Annotated in this window: 20 protein-coding genes; 13 read left to right on the forward strand and 7 right to left on the reverse strand. The window is 72.5% G+C overall.

Annotation, left to right across the window (positions count from 1 at the left end; genetic code table 11):
- Entirely contained in the window at window positions 1-837 is an 837-nt protein-coding gene (locus tag ABT296_RS14475) for a class I SAM-dependent methyltransferase (RefSeq protein ID WP_351927039.1), read from the reverse strand.
- Window positions 838-1,205: 368 nt separating this feature from the next.
- On the opposite strand from ABT296_RS14475, the gene rpsA reads away from it, so the two are divergent.
- From rpsA to ABT296_RS14495, 4 genes are all read left to right on the forward strand, one after another.
- Window positions 1,206-2,699: a 30S ribosomal protein S1 gene (gene rpsA / locus ABT296_RS14480; RefSeq protein ID WP_351926931.1), complete on the forward strand. Its 1,494-nt coding sequence runs from the start codon at window positions 1,206-1,208 to the stop codon at window positions 2,697-2,699.
- A 348-nt stretch (window positions 2,700-3,047) separates the two neighbouring features.
- Window positions 3,048-3,986 carry a PAC2 family protein gene (locus tag ABT296_RS14485; protein ID WP_351926933.1) on the forward strand — a complete coding sequence of 313 codons (939 nt, stop codon included), beginning with the start codon at window positions 3,048-3,050 and terminating at the stop codon, window positions 3,984-3,986.
- A 30-nt stretch (window positions 3,987-4,016) separates the two neighbouring features.
- The gene (gene coaE, locus ABT296_RS14490; protein WP_351926934.1) at window positions 4,017-4,628 is read left to right on the forward strand and encodes a dephospho-CoA kinase; all 612 of its coding nucleotides are present in this window, start codon (window positions 4,017-4,019) and stop codon (window positions 4,626-4,628) included.
- 50 nt (window positions 4,629-4,678) lie between these two features.
- Window positions 4,679-5,059 (forward strand): tetratricopeptide repeat protein, encoded by a 381-nt coding sequence (locus ABT296_RS14495; RefSeq protein ID WP_351926936.1) that lies wholly within the window; start codon window positions 4,679-4,681, stop codon window positions 5,057-5,059.
- A gap of 3 nt (window positions 5,060-5,062) precedes the next feature.
- Here the strand turns inward: ABT296_RS14495 and ABT296_RS14500 are convergent, their stop codons facing one another.
- The gene (locus ABT296_RS14500; RefSeq protein WP_351926938.1) at window positions 5,063-5,326 is read right to left on the reverse strand and encodes a DUF6343 family protein; all 264 of its coding nucleotides are present in this window, start codon (window positions 5,324-5,326) and stop codon (window positions 5,063-5,065) included.
- A 65-nt stretch (window positions 5,327-5,391) separates the two neighbouring features.
- On the opposite strand from ABT296_RS14500, the gene ABT296_RS14505 reads away from it, so the two are divergent.
- Together ABT296_RS14505 and ABT296_RS14510 are read left to right on the forward strand one after the other, a co-directional pair.
- On the forward strand, window positions 5,392-6,312 hold the full coding sequence (locus ABT296_RS14505; RefSeq protein WP_351926940.1) for an acyltransferase domain-containing protein: 921 nt from the start codon (window positions 5,392-5,394) through the stop codon (window positions 6,310-6,312).
- A gap of 75 nt (window positions 6,313-6,387) precedes the next feature.
- Window positions 6,388-6,840 (forward strand): DoxX family protein, encoded by a 453-nt coding sequence (locus tag ABT296_RS14510; RefSeq protein WP_351926942.1) that lies wholly within the window; start codon window positions 6,388-6,390, stop codon window positions 6,838-6,840.
- Window positions 6,841-6,860: 20 nt separating this feature from the next.
- Here ABT296_RS14510 and ABT296_RS14515 read toward each other — a convergent pair whose 3' ends face one another.
- The 3 genes from ABT296_RS14515 to ABT296_RS14525 form a co-directional block, all read right to left on the reverse strand.
- Window positions 6,861-7,385 (reverse strand): RNA-binding S4 domain-containing protein, encoded by a 525-nt coding sequence (locus tag ABT296_RS14515; protein WP_351926944.1) that lies wholly within the window; start codon window positions 7,383-7,385, stop codon window positions 6,861-6,863.
- A 65-nt stretch (window positions 7,386-7,450) separates the two neighbouring features.
- Window positions 7,451-7,900, reverse strand: coding sequence for a GNAT family N-acetyltransferase (locus ABT296_RS14520; RefSeq protein WP_351926946.1), 450 nt, complete (start codon window positions 7,898-7,900; stop codon window positions 7,451-7,453).
- A complete protein-coding gene (locus tag ABT296_RS14525) occupies window positions 7,897-8,310 on the reverse strand; it encodes a RidA family protein (protein WP_351926948.1) in 414 nt (137 codons plus the stop codon). Before ABT296_RS14525 ends, ABT296_RS14520 begins: the two co-directional genes overlap by 4 nt.
- A gap of 194 nt (window positions 8,311-8,504) precedes the next feature.
- On the opposite strand from ABT296_RS14525, the gene ABT296_RS14530 reads away from it, so the two are divergent.
- The 5 genes from ABT296_RS14530 to ABT296_RS14550 all read left to right on the forward strand — a co-directional run bounded on the left by ABT296_RS14530 (window position 8,505) and on the right by ABT296_RS14550 (window position 12,866).
- Window positions 8,505-8,888, forward strand: coding sequence for a hypothetical protein (locus ABT296_RS14530; RefSeq protein ID WP_351926950.1), 384 nt, complete (start codon window positions 8,505-8,507; stop codon window positions 8,886-8,888).
- A 52-nt stretch (window positions 8,889-8,940) separates the two neighbouring features.
- Entirely contained in the window at window positions 8,941-9,714 is a 774-nt protein-coding gene (locus tag ABT296_RS14535; RefSeq protein ID WP_351926952.1) for a nucleotidyltransferase domain-containing protein, read from the forward strand.
- 189 nt (window positions 9,715-9,903) lie between these two features.
- On the forward strand, window positions 9,904-11,754 hold the full coding sequence (locus tag ABT296_RS14540) for an FUSC family protein (protein WP_351926954.1): 1,851 nt from the start codon (window positions 9,904-9,906) through the stop codon (window positions 11,752-11,754).
- 81 nt (window positions 11,755-11,835) lie between these two features.
- Entirely contained in the window at window positions 11,836-12,525 is a 690-nt protein-coding gene (locus ABT296_RS14545) for a DUF899 domain-containing protein (RefSeq protein WP_351926956.1), read from the forward strand.
- Between the two features lie 155 nt (window positions 12,526-12,680).
- Window positions 12,681-12,866, forward strand: a complete 186-nt coding sequence (locus ABT296_RS14550; protein WP_351926958.1) for a DUF8839 family protein — start codon at window positions 12,681-12,683, stop codon at window positions 12,864-12,866.
- Window positions 12,867-12,944: 78 nt separating this feature from the next.
- Here ABT296_RS14550 and ABT296_RS14555 read toward each other — a convergent pair whose 3' ends face one another.
- Window positions 12,945-13,373, reverse strand: coding sequence for a hypothetical protein (locus tag ABT296_RS14555; RefSeq protein ID WP_351926960.1), 429 nt, complete (start codon window positions 13,371-13,373; stop codon window positions 12,945-12,947).
- The gene (locus ABT296_RS14560; RefSeq protein WP_351926962.1) at window positions 13,370-13,981 is read right to left on the reverse strand and encodes an ATP-binding protein; all 612 of its coding nucleotides are present in this window, start codon (window positions 13,979-13,981) and stop codon (window positions 13,370-13,372) included. Before ABT296_RS14560 ends, ABT296_RS14555 begins: the two co-directional genes overlap by 4 nt.
- Window positions 13,982-14,200: 219 nt before the next feature.
- Here ABT296_RS14560 and ABT296_RS14565 point away from each other — a divergent pair, with 219 nt between their 5' ends.
- Both ABT296_RS14565 and ABT296_RS14570 read left to right on the forward strand, forming a co-directional pair.
- The gene (locus ABT296_RS14565; protein ID WP_351926964.1) at window positions 14,201-15,061 is read left to right on the forward strand and encodes a Sco1979 family transcriptional regulator; all 861 of its coding nucleotides are present in this window, start codon (window positions 14,201-14,203) and stop codon (window positions 15,059-15,061) included.
- Window positions 15,062-15,316 (forward strand): DUF397 domain-containing protein, encoded by a 255-nt coding sequence (locus ABT296_RS14570; protein ID WP_351926966.1) that lies wholly within the window; start codon window positions 15,062-15,064, stop codon window positions 15,314-15,316.
- Window positions 15,317-15,376: the final 60 nt, after the last annotated feature.

Genomic DNA, 15,376 nt, shown 5'->3' on the forward strand with positions numbered 1-15,376 from the left:
TCAGTCCCGTACGCAGACGAAGATCGCCGTGCCCGGGATCAGGTTTCCGCGCAGCGGGGACCAGCCGCCCCACTCCGAGGTGTTCCAGGCCGGCCACTCCGGCTCCACCAGGTCGACCAGGCGGAAACCGGCCGCCACGATGTCCCGGACCCGGTCGCCGACCGTCCGGTGGTGCTCCACGTACACCGCGCCGCCCGACTCGTCCTGCTCGACGTACGGCGTGCGGTCGAAGTAGGAGGCGGCCAGCGTCAGGCCCTCGGGGCCGGGCTCGTCCGGGAACGCCCAGCGGATCGGGTGGGTCACCGAGAAGACGAACCGGCCGCCCGGACGCAGCACCCGGCGCACCTCGCGCAGCACCTGCACCGGGTCCGCGACGAACGGCAGCGCCCCGTACGCCGAGCACGCCAGGTCGAAGGAGGCGTCGGCGAAGGGCAGGGCGCCCGCGTCGGCGCAGACCAGCGGGAAGCCGCCGCCGATCCGCAGGGCGTGCTGGAGCTGGCGGTGGGAGAGGTCCAGGGCGACGGAGCGGGCGCCCTGCGCGGCCAGCCAGCGCGCGCACTGGGCGGCGCCGGCGCCGATCTCCAGGACGTCTTGGCCCTTCAGCTCCTCCGGCGGCCCGAGCAGCTCCGCCTCCACCTCGTCCAGGCCCTCGGGGCCCCACACGAAGCGGTCGTCGCCGAGGAAGGTGCCGTGCTCGACCTGGTAGTCGTCCGCGTTGCGGTCCCACCAGCCGCGGTTGGCGCGGGAACTCTCCGCGACGCCGGCGGTACGCCGGGTGGCCTCCGGCTCGGCTTCGGGCCCAGCGGCGGTCTCGTTGGATACGGACTCTTGGATGATCGGCTCCCTCGTCGTACTCTTCCGTCCAACCCGTCGCGGCGGCTGTCACGAAAGGGGCGCTGTCACGCGCGCGTGGCCTCGTGAGACAGGTTTTGTGCCGGGATTGCGGCGATCCGCCCCGGGTGTGCGGCTTCGCGCATTGACCCTGCCCGGCTGCCCCCGTATGCTACAAGTTGCGCTGCGGGCCTGCGCACCTCAGACCTAGCAGGCTGCGCTCGCATCTGTTGTATGTCCCCTCGGTTCTCGAGGCGTCTTCCCCGGTTCGCCGGAGAGGCGCTTCCTTGGCTGTCCGGCTTCTGCAGAGCGATACGGGCTCCCGGCGTAGCAGTACCTACGACTTCAATGTCCGTACCGGAGCCCTTTCCCACATGACGAGCAGCACCGAGACCACCGCCACCACCCCGCAGGTTGCGGTCAACGACATCGGTAACGAGGAAGCCTTCCTCGCCGCTATCGACGAGACGATCAAGTACTTCAACGATGGCGACATCGTCGACGGCGTCATCGTCAAGGTTGACCGGGACGAGGTTCTCCTCGACATCGGTTACAAGACCGAAGGTGTCATCCCGAGCCGCGAGCTCTCGATCAAGCACGACGTCGACCCCAACGAGGTCGTCGCCGTCGGTGACGAGATCGAGGCCCTGGTCCTCCAGAAGGAGGACAAGGAAGGCCGCCTGATCCTCTCGAAGAAGCGCGCCCAGTACGAGCGCGCCTGGGGCACCATCGAGAAGATCAAGGAAGAGGACGGCATCGTCACCGGTACCGTCATCGAGGTCGTCAAGGGTGGTCTCATCCTCGACATCGGCCTCCGTGGCTTCCTCCCGGCCTCCCTGGTCGAGATGCGCCGCGTCCGCGACCTCCAGCCCTACGTGGGCAAGGAGCTCGAGGCGAAGATCATCGAGCTGGACAAGAACCGCAACAACGTGGTCCTGTCCCGCCGTGCCTGGCTGGAGCAGACCCAGTCCGAGGTCCGCCAGACGTTCCTCACCACCCTCCAGAAGGGTCAGGTGCGCTCCGGCGTCGTCTCCTCGATCGTCAACTTCGGTGCCTTCGTGGACCTGGGTGGCGTCGACGGTCTGGTCCACGTCTCCGAGCTCTCCTGGAAGCACATCGACCACCCCTCCGAGGTTGTCGAGGTCGGCCAGGAAGTCACCGTCGAGGTCCTCGACGTCGACATGGACCGCGAGCGTGTCTCCCTGTCGCTGAAGGCGACCCAGGAAGACCCGTGGCAGCAGTTCGCCCGGACCCACCAGATCGGCCAGGTCGTGCCCGGCAAGGTCACGAAGCTGGTTCCGTTCGGTGCGTTCGTCCGCGTGGACGAGGGCATCGAGGGTCTGGTCCACATCTCCGAGCTGGCCGAGCGCCACGTGGAGATCCCGGAGCAGGTCGTCCAGGTCAACGACGAGATCTTCGTCAAGGTCATCGACATCGACCTCGAGCGTCGTCGCATCAGCCTCTCGCTGAAGCAGGCCAACGAGGCCTTCGGTGCCGACCCGGCCACGGTCGAGTTCGACCCGACCCTGTACGGCATGGCCGCGTCCTACGACGACCAGGGCAACTACATCTACCCCGAGGGCTTCGACCCCGAGACCAACGACTGGCTCGAGGGCTACGAGACCCAGCGGGAGACGTGGGAGCACCAGTACGCGGAGGCCCAGACCCGCTTCGAGCAGCACCAGAAGCAGGTCATCAAGTCCCGTGAGGCCGACGAGGCCGCTGCCGCCGAGGGCGGCGAGGCTGCCGCTCCGGTCGCTTCCGGTGGTGGCTCGTACTCCTCCGAGGGTGCGGACAACTCCGGCGCGCTTGCCTCCGACGAGGCGCTTGCCGCGCTTCGCGAGAAGCTCGCGGGTGGGCAGAGCTGAACGCTGACCGCTGAGGTTTAGCAGGTCACTGAGGGGCCGTACCTTTTGAGGTGCGGCCCCTCTGGCGTGCCCGGGGTGTGCGGGTTGTTGGCCGGGTCGCCGCCGGTGGGGGTTCTCGCGCAGTTCCCCGCGCCCCTGGGGGGTGGGGGGGCTGAGGGGTGTGGGGTCGGGTGGCGGCCGGTGGGGGCTTGTCGCACAGTTCCCCGCGCCCCTTGGGGGTGGGGGCTTGGCGTGCAGTTCCTCGCGCGCCTTCGGGGGGAGTTGGGGGGCTCTGGGAATTTTTGGACTGGGGAATGGGGCTGCTCCGGGGCGTGTTGTTCCGTACGGACACGAGGAGGAGCGGTCACTGTGCTTGATCCGCAGGGTTTGTACGCATGGGAGCCGAAGGGCCTGGCCGTCGTCGACATGGCGCTGGCGCAGGAGTCGGCCGGTCTTGTCATGCTCTACCACTTCGACGGATACATCGACGCGGGCGAGACCGGCGACCAGATCGTCGACCGGCTCCTCGACTCGCTGCCCCACCAGGTCGTGGCCCGCTTCGACCACGACCGGCTCGTGGACTACCGGGCCCGCCGCCCGCTGCTGACGTTCAAGCGCGACCGCTGGACCGAGTACGAGGTCCCGGCCATCGAGGTACACCTCGTCCAGGACGCCACCGGCGCCCCCTTCCTGCTGCTGTCCGGGCCCGAACCGGACGTCGAGTGGGAGCGCTTCGCCGCCGCCGTGCAGCAGATCGTGGAGCGGCTCGGCGTCCGCCTGTCCGTGAACTTCCACGGCATCCCCATGGGCGTACCCCACACCCGGCCCGTCGGCCTCACCCCGCACGGCAACCGCACCGACCTCGTCCCCGGGCACCGCAGCCCCTTCGACGAGGCCCAGGTGCCCGGCAGCGCCGAATCGCTCGTCGAGTACCGGCTGATGGAGGCCGGCCACGACGTGCTCGGCGTCGCCGCGCACGTCCCCCACTACATCGCCCGCTCCGCCTACCCCGACGCGGCCCTGACCGTCCTGGAGGCCATCACGGCCGCCACCGGACTCGTCCTCCCCGCCATCGCGCACACCCTGCGCACCGAGGCCCACCGCACCCAGACCGAGATCGACCGCCAGATCCAGGAGGGTGACGAGGACCTGGTCGCGCTGGTGCAGGGCCTTGAGCACCAGTACGACGCGGCGGCCGGCGCCGAATCGCGCGGCAACATGCTCGCCGAGCCCGTGGAGATCCCCTCCGCGGACGAGATCGGCCTGGAGTTCGAGCGGTTCCTCGCGGAACGGGAAGGCGACAACTGACCTCCGGGCGGCAGGCCCTAAGCTCGGGGCATGCTGAAAGTGGGTCTGACCGGTGGGATCGGGGCCGGCAAGAGCGAGGTGTCGCGGCTGCTCGTGGAGTGCGGGGCCGTACTGGTCGACGCCGACCGGATCGCGCGTGAGGTCGTGGCGCCCGGCACCCCCGGGCTCGCCGCCGTCGTGGCGGCCTTCGGCGAGGACATCCTCGCCGCGGACGGCAGCCTGGACCGGCCCCGGCTCGGCTCCATCGTCTTCGCCGACCCCGACCGGCTCGCCGTACTGAACTCGATCGTGCACCCCCTCGTCGGCACCCGCTCCCGCGAACTGGAGGCGGCCGCCGCCCAGGACGCCGTCGTCGTGCACGACGTACCGCTGCTCACCGAGAACGGCCTGGCCGGACTGTACGACCTGGTGATCGTCGTCGACGCGAGCCCCGAGACCCAGCTCGACCGGCTGGTACGGCTGCGCGGGATGACCGAGCAGGACGCCCGGGCCCGCATGGCCGCCCAGGCGACCCGGGAACAGCGCCGCGAGATCGCCGACGTCGTCATCGACAACGACGTACCCCTGGAGAGCCTCCGGCGGCGGGTGCGGGAGGTGTGGGCCGGGCTCGAAACCCGCGCGTCCCGGGCGCCCCAGGAATAGCGGCCCCCCGCCGGGGCGTTGAAGCCCTTCAGTGAGGGAAGGGATGTGCCGTGCCCGAGACCAGCGGATGGACCGGACGTACTCCGGAGACGCATGTCATCGACTTCCGTGCCGCCGAGCACCTGCTCGCCGCACGGGACCCGCGGGGCGCGGTGAAACTGCTCGACGGTGTCATCGCCGCGCACCCCGAGAACACCGCCGCGCGCCTGCTGCGCGCCCGAGCCTTCTTCGCCGCCGCGCAACTGCGGCCCGCGGAGCTGGAGTTCACCATCGTCCTGGAGCGCGAGCCGGACAACGCCTTCGCCCACTTCGCGCTCGCCCGCACCTACGAGCGGCAGGGGCGCGGGGAGCAGGCGCTGCGGCACTTCCGGCTGGCGGCCGCCCTCGACCCCAACCCGCAGTACGTGAAGGCGGCCCGGTTCGAGTCCTGAGCCTCAGGGGCGGTCCTCCGGGGGCAGGTACGGCGGGATGTCCGGGCCCGGCTGGTAGTGCGGGCCCTGCCGGATGTGCCGGACGATGAGGGACAGGTCCACGGCGACGACCAGCGTCAGCACCCCGCAGGCGACGGCCCAGCCGACGCGGTCCGCGAGCGCGAACGCCACCGTGCCGAACACCGCCCACACCAGCCCCCACACGCTCAGCCAGAACCGCGTCCGCAGCGCACTGCGCGCGGTCGTGGGTTCACTGCCCGTACGCATGAGGGACCAGGCCTCCTCCTTCGGAACGTACTCTCCGAAGGCGCGTACACAAAGAGGGGTGTGCCATGGAGTTGCCGGACGCCGACGAGCTGCCCGAGACCCTGATCGACCTCGCCGTGCCCCATGAGGACATCGAGGTCCTGGTCCGCATGCGCCGCCGGGTCACCGACGACCCCGAGCTGAGCCGGTTCCTCGGCGCCTCCGTGGAGGAACTGCTCCGGGACCCGGGGACGGTCGGCGCGGACGTCGAACTGCCCGAGCTGGACTGGCCCGCGGGACCCCTCCAGCGCTGCTTCCCCGTGTACGTGTTCGTCGCCGCCCTGCCGCACACCCGCGCCCACCACCGCGAGCGCGGAATCCCGGACGACGTGAGCCGGCGCACCCTCGCCGACCTCGGCCGGAACATGGCCGGGCACCGCCGCCGGTACGGGCGCACCGGGGTCCAGGCCCCGCGGTGGCTCGTCCGTCACTTCCGCGGGGAGCTGTACCAGCTGGGGCGGCTGCAGTTCGAGCGGGCCCGGCCCGGGGCGCGCACCGGGCGGGTGCTCGCCGCTGCGGGGCTCGACCTGGCGCCGGACGCGCTCTGCCTGAACCTGCACATCCCCGACTTCCACGGACCGCTCACCCCGGCCGCCTGCGACCGGTCCCTGGAGCTGGCCCGGGAGTTCTTTCCGCGGCACTTCCCCGAGGAGGAACACCCGGTCGCGGTCTGCCACTCCTGGCTGCTCGATCCGCAGCTCAAGCGGTACCTCCCGGCCGACTCCAACATCGTCCGCTTCCAGGAACGGTTCCGGACCGGGCGCGAGGACACCGACGAGTCCGACACCGAACCGGTGCGGTTCGTGTTCGGCGACCCCGATCTGCCCGTCGAGGGCCTGCCCCGGCGGACGGCCGTGGAACGGGCGGTGGGCGACCATCTCAGGGCCGGCGGGCACTGGTACATCGGGCACGGCTGGTTTCCGCTCCAGGAGCCGAAACCCGCGTGACGGCGATGAGTTCGGGCGCGGGCGGCGGTCTGTATCCCTGACCGCGACCCACACCGCCGCAACCGGGAGAACCTCATGTCCGAGACCACCGCCCCCCTCGCCGGCCCCGCCTCCGCTCCCGTCATCGCCGAGTCCGCGACCGCGCGGGGGCGCCGCGCCCGGATCGCGCTGCGCGGGCTCCAGATCCTGCTCGCGCTGTTCTTCGCCGTGGCCAGCGCCCTGCCGAAGCTGATCGCGCACTCCAGCGCCGCCGACGCCTTCGACGAACTGGGCTGGGGGAGCGCGGGCATGTACACCATCGGCGCCCTCGAACTCGCCGGAGCCGTCGCCCTGTTGATCCCGGTGCTCCAGTCGGTGGCGGGCATCGCGCTCGGCGCGCTGATGCTCGGCGCGTTCGTCGTGCAGGTCGCCGTGTTCGGCGGGGAGAACGCGGCCACGCCGCTCATCCTGATCGTCCCGCTCGCGCTCGTCGCCTGGGCCCGGCGCGGCCACAACGCGGACCTGCTGCGGCTGCTGCGCCGGGCGTGACCGACGTACGCCGGGTGCCGTCAGCGGGGGCCGGGGCGGCTGCTGCCCTTCTCCAGCGCCCGCAGACGCTCCAGGTCACGCCGGTCCCGCTTGGTCGGGCGGCCGGTGCCGCGGTCGCGGATACCGGCCGGGGCGACGGCCTCGCGGGGCGGGGGCGGCGGGGAGTTGTCGACGTAGCACTGCACCGCCACGGGGGCGCCGACCCGCTTGCGGATCAGGCGCTTGACCACGACGACCCGCTCCCGGCCCTCGTGCCGCAGCCGGACCTCGTCGCCGACGCGCACGGCGTACGCGGGCTTGACCCGCTCGCCGTTGACCCGCACATGGCCGCCCTTGCAGGCGGTGGCGCCCATCGAACGGGTCTTGATCAGCCGTACCGCCCAGATCCAGCTGTCGATGCGCACGCTCTCACCGGACCGCGGCCCGGCCGCCTCCGCGGCGGCCGTGTCGGCGGCGGCCGTGTCGGGTGCCTCCGCGGCGTCGGGTGTCGGCGCGGTGCGCTCGTGGTCGTCTGCCGGGGAAGCCTGGGGAGCCGGGGAAGCCATGCTCCGACCTTAGCCCCTGGCCCTCGGCGACGACCCGGCCTTTTCCGGTGGGCCGCCGCGGGCCATCAGGGGCGCCAGACGTACCGCACGTCCGGCTCGCGCTCCTCGTTCGCGCTGCCGTCGGTGCGCTCGACGGCGACGAAGCCGTGACGCTCGTAGAAGCGATGGGCCGGCTTGTTGACCTGGAACGTCCACAGGTTCAGCCCCTGCGGGCTGCGCTCCTTGGCCAGCTCCAGGAACCGGTCGCCGATGCCGCGCCCGCGCCAGTCCGGGTCCAGGTACAGCTGGGAGACCCGCTCGCCGTGCAGGACCATCACCCCGACCAGCCCCTCGGCCGCCTCCGCGACCCAGGTCTCCTGGCGGGGGATGACGAACTCCCGGAAGTGGTCGCGCACTTCGTCGTCGGAGTGGGGCCGGACCACGGTCGGCAGCGCCGCGGCGAAGGACCGCAGCCAGACGTCGGCCACGCCTGCCGCGTCGGCGGAGGCGGCCCGCCTGAGCCGTACCTCGCTCATGAGGCCGGGGTCTTCGGGACGACCGCGGTGGCCGTGATCTCCACCAACTGGCCGGTGTAGCCGAGGCAGGCGACCCCGAGGAGGGTCGAGGAGTGCGGGCCGACGCTCAGTCCGGACGCCTCGACCACCTCCCACACGGAGGACAGCACCGAGGTCTCGGCGCTCACCACGTACACGTCGGTGGACAGGACGTGCGCCAGGTCGCTGCCGATCCCGGCGAGCTGCTCCCGCAGATTGGCGATCACCTGCTCCGCCTGCCGCACCGGGTCACCCTCGCCGACGATCTTCCCCTCGGCGTCCAGCGGTACGGAACCGGCCAGGAACGCGATCTTCGTGCCCGCCTCGACGACGGAGGCGTGCGCGTAGGTGGGCGGAGGGAAGAGCGCGGGGTTGATGACACGCTGGATCACGGCGGCTCCCGGGACGAGGTGACGAACGGCGGACAACCCACCGATCTTCGACCGCGGTCGGCGGCGGCGCATCCGAATTTCCCGCACCGGAGGGCGACGCGGGAAGCGCGGACCCGCGCGGACCCGTGCTGACCCTCGCGGATTCGGTAATCCGGTCGACACCGGCGTGCGCCGCCGCGACCCTGGACCCACTCATGTCGCACACCGCGCACCACGTCCCGAACCGTCACCGGACCGCCCCGCCCTACTGGCCGTGGGGCACAGCGGGCCCCTGCACCGCCCACACCCTCGTGGACCTGCGCCACTCCCACGCCGAGACGACCCGCGCCGCACGCGAGGGCCGCCGCCCCCGCCCCCGGCGGATCGAACGGAGCTTCGCCGCGTACACCTGGCCCCGCGCGCTCGGGCAGCGTCCGGGCGGCCCGTACGAGACACGGGCGAGGGCGGAACTGCGGGCGTTCCGGAGCGCGGCGCTGCGGCGGCTGCGCGCGGCCCCGCCGGGCGCGCTCGACGCGGTGGCCGAGGAACTCGATCACCCACCGACCCGCCACCGCCACCGCGACCTCTGGGAATGCTGACCCGTCTCGCCCGACGGCGCCAGGTCCCCCTCCGACCCAGCCGGGAGCCCCCGTGTCCGACTTCCTCGAACGTGTCGCCGACCGGCTCGCCGGGCTGCCCACGGTGCGGGCGGTGGCCCTCGGCGGGTCGCGTGCGCAGGGCACCGAGCGGCCCGACAGCGACTGGGACCTCGCGGTCTACTACCGCGGTCCCTTCGCCCCCGCCGACCTGCGTGCCCTCGGCTGGGACGGGGAGGTCTCCGAGGTCGGCGGCTGGGGCGGGGGCGTCTTCAACGGGGGCGCGTGGCTGACCGTCGAGGGCCGGCGGGTGGACGTGCACTACCGCGACCTCGACGTCGTGGAACACGAACTGGCCGAGGCCGCCGAGGGGCGGTTCCGGGTGGAAGCCCTGCTGTTCCACCTGGCCGGTATCCCCAGCTACCTGGTCGTCGCCGAGCTGGCGATCAACCGTGTGCTGCGCGGGGACCTGCCCCGGCCGGCCGGGTACCCGGGCGAGCTGCGGCGTACGGCGGCGGAGCGCTGGTACGGCACCGCCCGGGCCACCCTCGCCTACGCCGGGGCCCACCACGCCCGCGCGGGCCGGCGCACCGAGCTGGCCGGGGCCCTCGCCACCGCGGCGGCCCAGACCGGGCACGCGGTGCTCGCGGCGCGCGGGGAGTGGGTGACCAACGAGAAGCGGCTGCTGGAGCGCGCCGGGCTGCGCGGCGTCGACGACATCATCGGATCCCTGGGGGAGGGATCGCCCGAGCTGCTGACACGCGCGGTGGCGGACGCGGGACGACTGTTCGAGCGGGCGATGACGGGGGCTGGGGCGGGTCCTTCCTAGCCGGGGACACCCTCGCCGTCCCCGGCGCGCGAGGACCGCCGTCCTGAACCGCTCGCCGCCGCGGGCGATGTCACGCACGGGAAATACGCCCGTTCCTTGATCGCCCGGTGTGCGATCTACCCTGGGAGGACATCAACGCCCGGCCACCGTCGCCCGAAGGCATCCCGCCCTCGCCCCGACAGGAGCCCCGTGACGCGTTCCCCGTCCGTACTGCCTCTCTGGCTCACCCACGCCTTCCGCGCCCAGCGCGGGCCCGTGCCGTGGAGCGCCGTGATACGCGGCGGGCTGGCCGGCGGGCCGCTCCTGCTCGGCGCCGTCCTCGCAGGTCAACCCGCCTTCGGGGTGGTCGCGGCCATCGCCGCCATGCTCGCCGGGGTCGCCGACCGGCCCGGCAGCCGGCGGGCCGCCGTCACACGGCTCGGAGTGCCCGCGGTCGCCGGGGCGGCCGGACTGGCGATCGGGACCTGGGGCGGGGAGCGGCTCGGAGCGGTCGCCCTGACCCTGCTGCTCACCCTGGTCGCACTGGTCGCCGGGAGCGTCAGCGCCGTCGGCCCCGTCGCCTCCACCGCGGGCACCCAGCTGCTCGTCGCCTCCGCGATCGGCGCCGGGATGCCACTGCCCGGCACGGAATGGCAGCGCGGGCTCGCCTATCTGGCCGGCGCCGGATGGCTGCTCGCGCTGCGGCTGGCGCTGCCCGGCCCGGGATCCTTCGCCGGAGACTTCCGCTTCGACGGGGAACGGCAGGCCGTCGCCGCCGTCCACGACGCGATCGCCGCGCTCCTCGACGCCGCGGGCACGGACGGCGCCCCCGCCCGGCGCGCCGCGCTCACCGCCGCCCTCGACCACGCGCAGGACGCCCTCGACGGACCCCGGCTGCGGCGGTACGCCTCCTCCTCCGCGGAACGCCGGCTGCACGCCCAGTACGCGGCCGCGCTCCCGCTCGCGGAGGCCGCCACCGCGCTGGCCTGGGCCGGGGAGCCGGTGCCGGAACGGGCCGCCGAGGGACCCCGCCGGCTCGCCGCCGCCGTACGGGCGAACACGGTCACCGGGCCGCTGCCGGCGCCCTCCCGGAGCGCGCCCGAGCTGCGGGCCCTCGACGACGCCCTGCTGCGGGCCGCCGAGGCGTTCGACCGGGCCGACGGCGGGGACCTGCACACCCGGCGGCGGTCACCCGGCACGATCCTGCGGACGGTGCTCGGTGGCGGCGGACGGGAGTACGGGCTGCGGGTCGCCCTCTGCTTCGGGGCCGCCGTGGGCTTCGCGCGGCTGCTGCACGGCTCCGGCTGGTACGGGCCGCACACCCACTGGTACTGGCTGCCCGCCACCGCCGTCTTCCTGGTCAAGCCGGACCTCGGGCCGCTGGTGTCCCGGGTGCTGTGCCGGGCCGCCGGCACCGTCCTCGGGGCCGTGCTCTTCGCCGGGTTCGCCGCCGTACTGCCCCGGCCGGAGGGGCTCGTCGCGCTCGTCGCCGTGTGCGGCGCCCTCATTCCCGTGGCCACCCGGCACTTCGCGGCCCAGACCGGGGTCGTGACGGTCCTCGTCCTGGCGCTGGTCATGGTCGGGGGCGAGCCGCAGGCCTCCGTCAGCCGTATCGGGGAGACCCTGCTGGCCTGCGCGATCGTCCTGGTCGTGGGGCATCTGCCGATGCCGGGACAGCGGGGCGGGGGAGTGCGGGCCCGCCTCACGACGGCGGAGCGCGCCGCGCGGGCGTACCTCGCGCACGTACTGCGCGAGGCTGACGGCACCGTCCACCGCGCCACCCGCTGGACCCTGCGCCGCGAGGCGTACCGCACGCTCGCCGAGGCCCGCGCCGCCATCGGCCTGGCCGCCGCCGAACTCCCCGCGCTCGCACGGCACTCGGCGGGCACCGAGAAGGTGGCCGGCACCCTCGAACGGCTCGTCGACACCACCACCGCCTGCGCCGTCCACCTCGACGACTCGGGCCGGATCACCCCCCGCTGCACCCGGCAGCTCACCGGCCTGCTGGACGAACTCGCGGCGCTGCGGGAGCGGGAACAGGGCGTGCGCGAGTACGCCTGAAAAAAATCTTGGCGCCCGGCGATGAGTTGTGTCCCCCGCTGCGGTCAGAACCCCGAACGGACCGCCGTACAGGAGGGGCCCATGGCGCTACCGGAGATCGTCTCGCGTGCTCAATGGCGCGCGGCGCGCGAGGAGTTACTGGTCAGGGAGAAGGCGGCCACGCGTGCGCGTGACGCGCTCAACGCCGAGCGGCGCGGCCTGCCGATGGTCGAGGTCGACACGGAGTACGTCTTCGAAGGGGGCGACGGCAAGGCCACGTTGCTCGACCTCTTCGAGGGACGGCACCAACTCGTCGTCCACCACTTCGTGTTCGCGCCCGAGTGGGAGGCGGGCTGCCCTCGCTGCTCGGCCTTCCTCGACCAGATCGGGCACCTGGCCCATCTGTGGTCCCGCTCCACCTCGTTGGTGGCCGTCTCCCGGGCGCCGTACACCAGGATCCTGCCGTTCAAGGCGAGGATGGGCTGGACGGTGCCCTGGCTCTCCTCCCACGGCAACGACTTCGACCGCGATTTCGAGGTGACCCTGGAGCGTGACGGGGTACCCGAGGAGAGACCCGGTGTGAGCTGCTTTCTCAGGGACCGCGACCGGGTCTTCCACACCTACTCGACGTTCGGGCGCGGACTGGACGGTCTGGGATCGGCCACCAGCCTCCTGGACCTCACCGCGCTGGGCCGGCAGGAGGAGTGGGAGAAACCCGAGGGGCGCGCGTCGACCCTGGGGGCGCTCGCGGGAACCGAACGCGTCCGGTATCACGACGAGTACGAGGACTGAGGCGGAAAGTAACGGAAAACCGGACAAAATTGAGACCCGCCTCACACTCTGCCGTGGCGGGATGTCAACTACGTCTCAGTACCGTCACTTGGCGAGGCGTTCACCCCGTTGTTGGCGTTTAACTCTTCGAGTACGGCGCTACATGGAGGTGCAGGGTGAACGGGCGAACAGTGCTGGGGCGTTTTCCGGCCGGCGGTCCGCGGGGTTCGTGGCCGGCGGAGGAGTTCGCGCAGGCGCGGCGCGGGGAGGGCCTGCCCGCCGAGGTCGTGATGGACCTCGCGACGGACACCTTCCTCGTCATCGTGCGCGGTGACCTGGCCGCCGTCGACGTGGCCGCGTGAGCGCGGGGCGGCGGGTGTCCGGGGCGGGCGCCGGTGAGGTGAACTGCTCGACCTGGAGCGCGTAGCGAGCGCCGCCGGTTACGCGCTGACCTGCCGGGACCAGGAAGGTGTCGTGCCGGTCAGTCGGCACATCGCCAGGTACAGGGGTATCGGCGGGGTGTACGGCACGGCGCCGTCCGGCCGGTGGATCAGCCGCACCTCGTCGGGGACCACCGCGCCCGTCGCGTAGCGGGCCGGCTCGGGCCACTTCAGGGCGTAGTCGGAGTCGGACGGGACGATCCACCACCAGCGGGCCTCGTCGGCGTACACGCATCCGACGTGCGGCAGCCGGGGCAGGATCAGTGCTCCGAGATGAGCGGGGACGGCCACGGCGTCGCATCCCAGCGGCGCGGTCATGCCGTCCGGTACCGCCAGCCGCAGCGGGGCGTCCTCGGGACGCGTCCCGCGGCGGAGCCGGACCAGTGTGTCCAGGCTCAGCACCTGGCCCCTGCCGGACGCGACGCTCACGCGGGCCCCCCGTCCTCGTCGTCGCCGTCGGAGTCCCCGGCGGGTCCGGGCTTCGGCCGGGCTCCCCAGCCCAGGTCGGCCCGCGGTCCGGCGCCGTCGGGCGGGACGTCCTCGCGGGGCTGGTCCGCCCCGCGCGGCAGTTCCGCCCAGACCAGCAGTCCGGGCCCGTGCTCGTGGGCGCCCCAGGCGTGGCAGAGGGCGTCGACGAGGAGCAATCCCCTCCCGTGCTCCTCGTCCCCGCGCTGCCCGGCCGGATGCGGCTCGCCCGGGGCGCACCCCTGGTCGCGCACGGCTATGCGCACCAGATCGTCGCCGTCGTGCAGCTCGCAGACGATGTGCCTGCTCGCGGTGTGCACGATGGCGTTGGTGACGAGTTCGGAGACCACCAGGGCCGCCGTGTCACAGGTGTCCTCGCAGATCGACCAGCCGGTCAGCCGGGCCCTCGTCAGGCGTCTGGCCTGTGCGGGGGAACCCGGATGTGCGGCCAGCTCGAAGCGGAACCGGCGCTCGGACGGCCCCCGCTGGGGGCCGACGGCCGTGGCGGCGCCGAGGCCGAAGGGGCCTGCGGCGTCTGTTCCTAAGGGCGCGGACGGAATCACGCTTGCCACTATCTCCCCGCCGTGAACACTTGGCAAGTGTCACTCTGAAAATTGCAGAGTGCTGTGTGACGCGGTGGATGGCCGTGGCACACTGCTCGCAACAGCATGTGGAACGGCGCCAATTGGGATCGAGGGAGATCCGTCCGGATCTTCGAACAGGTCTTCGAATGGCGCCGTAGGGCTGTCAGGAGTCGCAACGCTGTCGGGAACCATGGGTGGAGGTGGAGGGTGAGCGAGCCGCGGTCCGCGCCGACGGTCGGCCAGGTCGTCCTCGGCCGGCGCCTGCTGGACCTGCGCGAGCGCGCCGGGCTCAAGCGCGAGGAGGCCGCCCGCGTCCTGCGGGTCGCCCCCGCCACCGTCCGCCGGATGGAGATGGCCGAGGTCTCCCTCAAGATCCCGTACCTCCAGCTGCTGCTGAAGGCGTACGGCGTCGCGGACGACGAGGCCGAGGCCTTCGTACAGCTGGCCGAGGAGGCCAACAAGCCCGGCTGGTGGCAGCGGTTCCACGACATCCTGCCGGGCTGGTTCTCCATGTACGTCAGCCTGGAGGGCGCGGCCAGCCTCATCCGGTCCTACGACCCCCACTTCGTACCCGGTCTGATGCAGACCGAGGACTACGCGCGCGGTGTGCTCAGGTCCGGCGCCATCGGCCAGACCAGACCCGACGACATCGAGCGCCATGTGGCGCTGCGCATGCAACGCCAGGACCTGCTCACCCGGCCCGACGCCCCCCGTATGTGGGTCGTGATGGACGAGACCGTGCTGCGCCGCCCGATCGGCGGTCCGGAGGTGATGCGTGCCCAGATCGACCGGCTGCTCGACGTGACGAAGCTGCCCAACGTGACGCTGCAGGTCGCTCCGTTCGAGAGCGGACCGCACCCCGGCACGTACGGGCCCTTCGTGCTGTTCCGATTCGCCATGTCAGAACTGCCGGACATGGTCTACAGCGAGTACCTGACCGGCGCCGTCTATCTCGACGCGCGCCCCGAGGTGGCCACCTACCTCGAGGTCATGGACCGCATGGCGGCGCAGGCCGCTACGGCACATCGCACGAAGGAGATCCTGATGGATCTCCGCAAGGAGCTGTGAATGGATCGCATCAAGCCGCGTCCGCAGGTCTACAACGGCATGCCCGCGCGGGAGTTTGGCAGCGAGGGCTGGCACAAGCCGTGGAGCGGCGGCAACGGCGGCAACTGCCTGGAAGCGATGAAACTGGCCGACGGCCGGATCGCGGTCCGCCAGTCGACCGACCCGGACGGGCCGGCCCTGATCTACACCACCGACGAGATGACGGCCTTCATCGAAGGCGCCAAGGCGGGAGCGGCGGACTTCCTGCTCTCCTGAGGCCCTTGCCCCGCCCCCTGCTCCATCGATTCTGCCGCTCCGTGTCCCGGGTCGGCACGG

Origin of the sequence: Streptomyces sp. NPDC000983, assembly GCF_040299205.1 — a bacterium.
Taxonomy (GTDB): domain Bacteria; phylum Actinomycetota; class Actinomycetes; order Streptomycetales; family Streptomycetaceae; genus Streptomyces.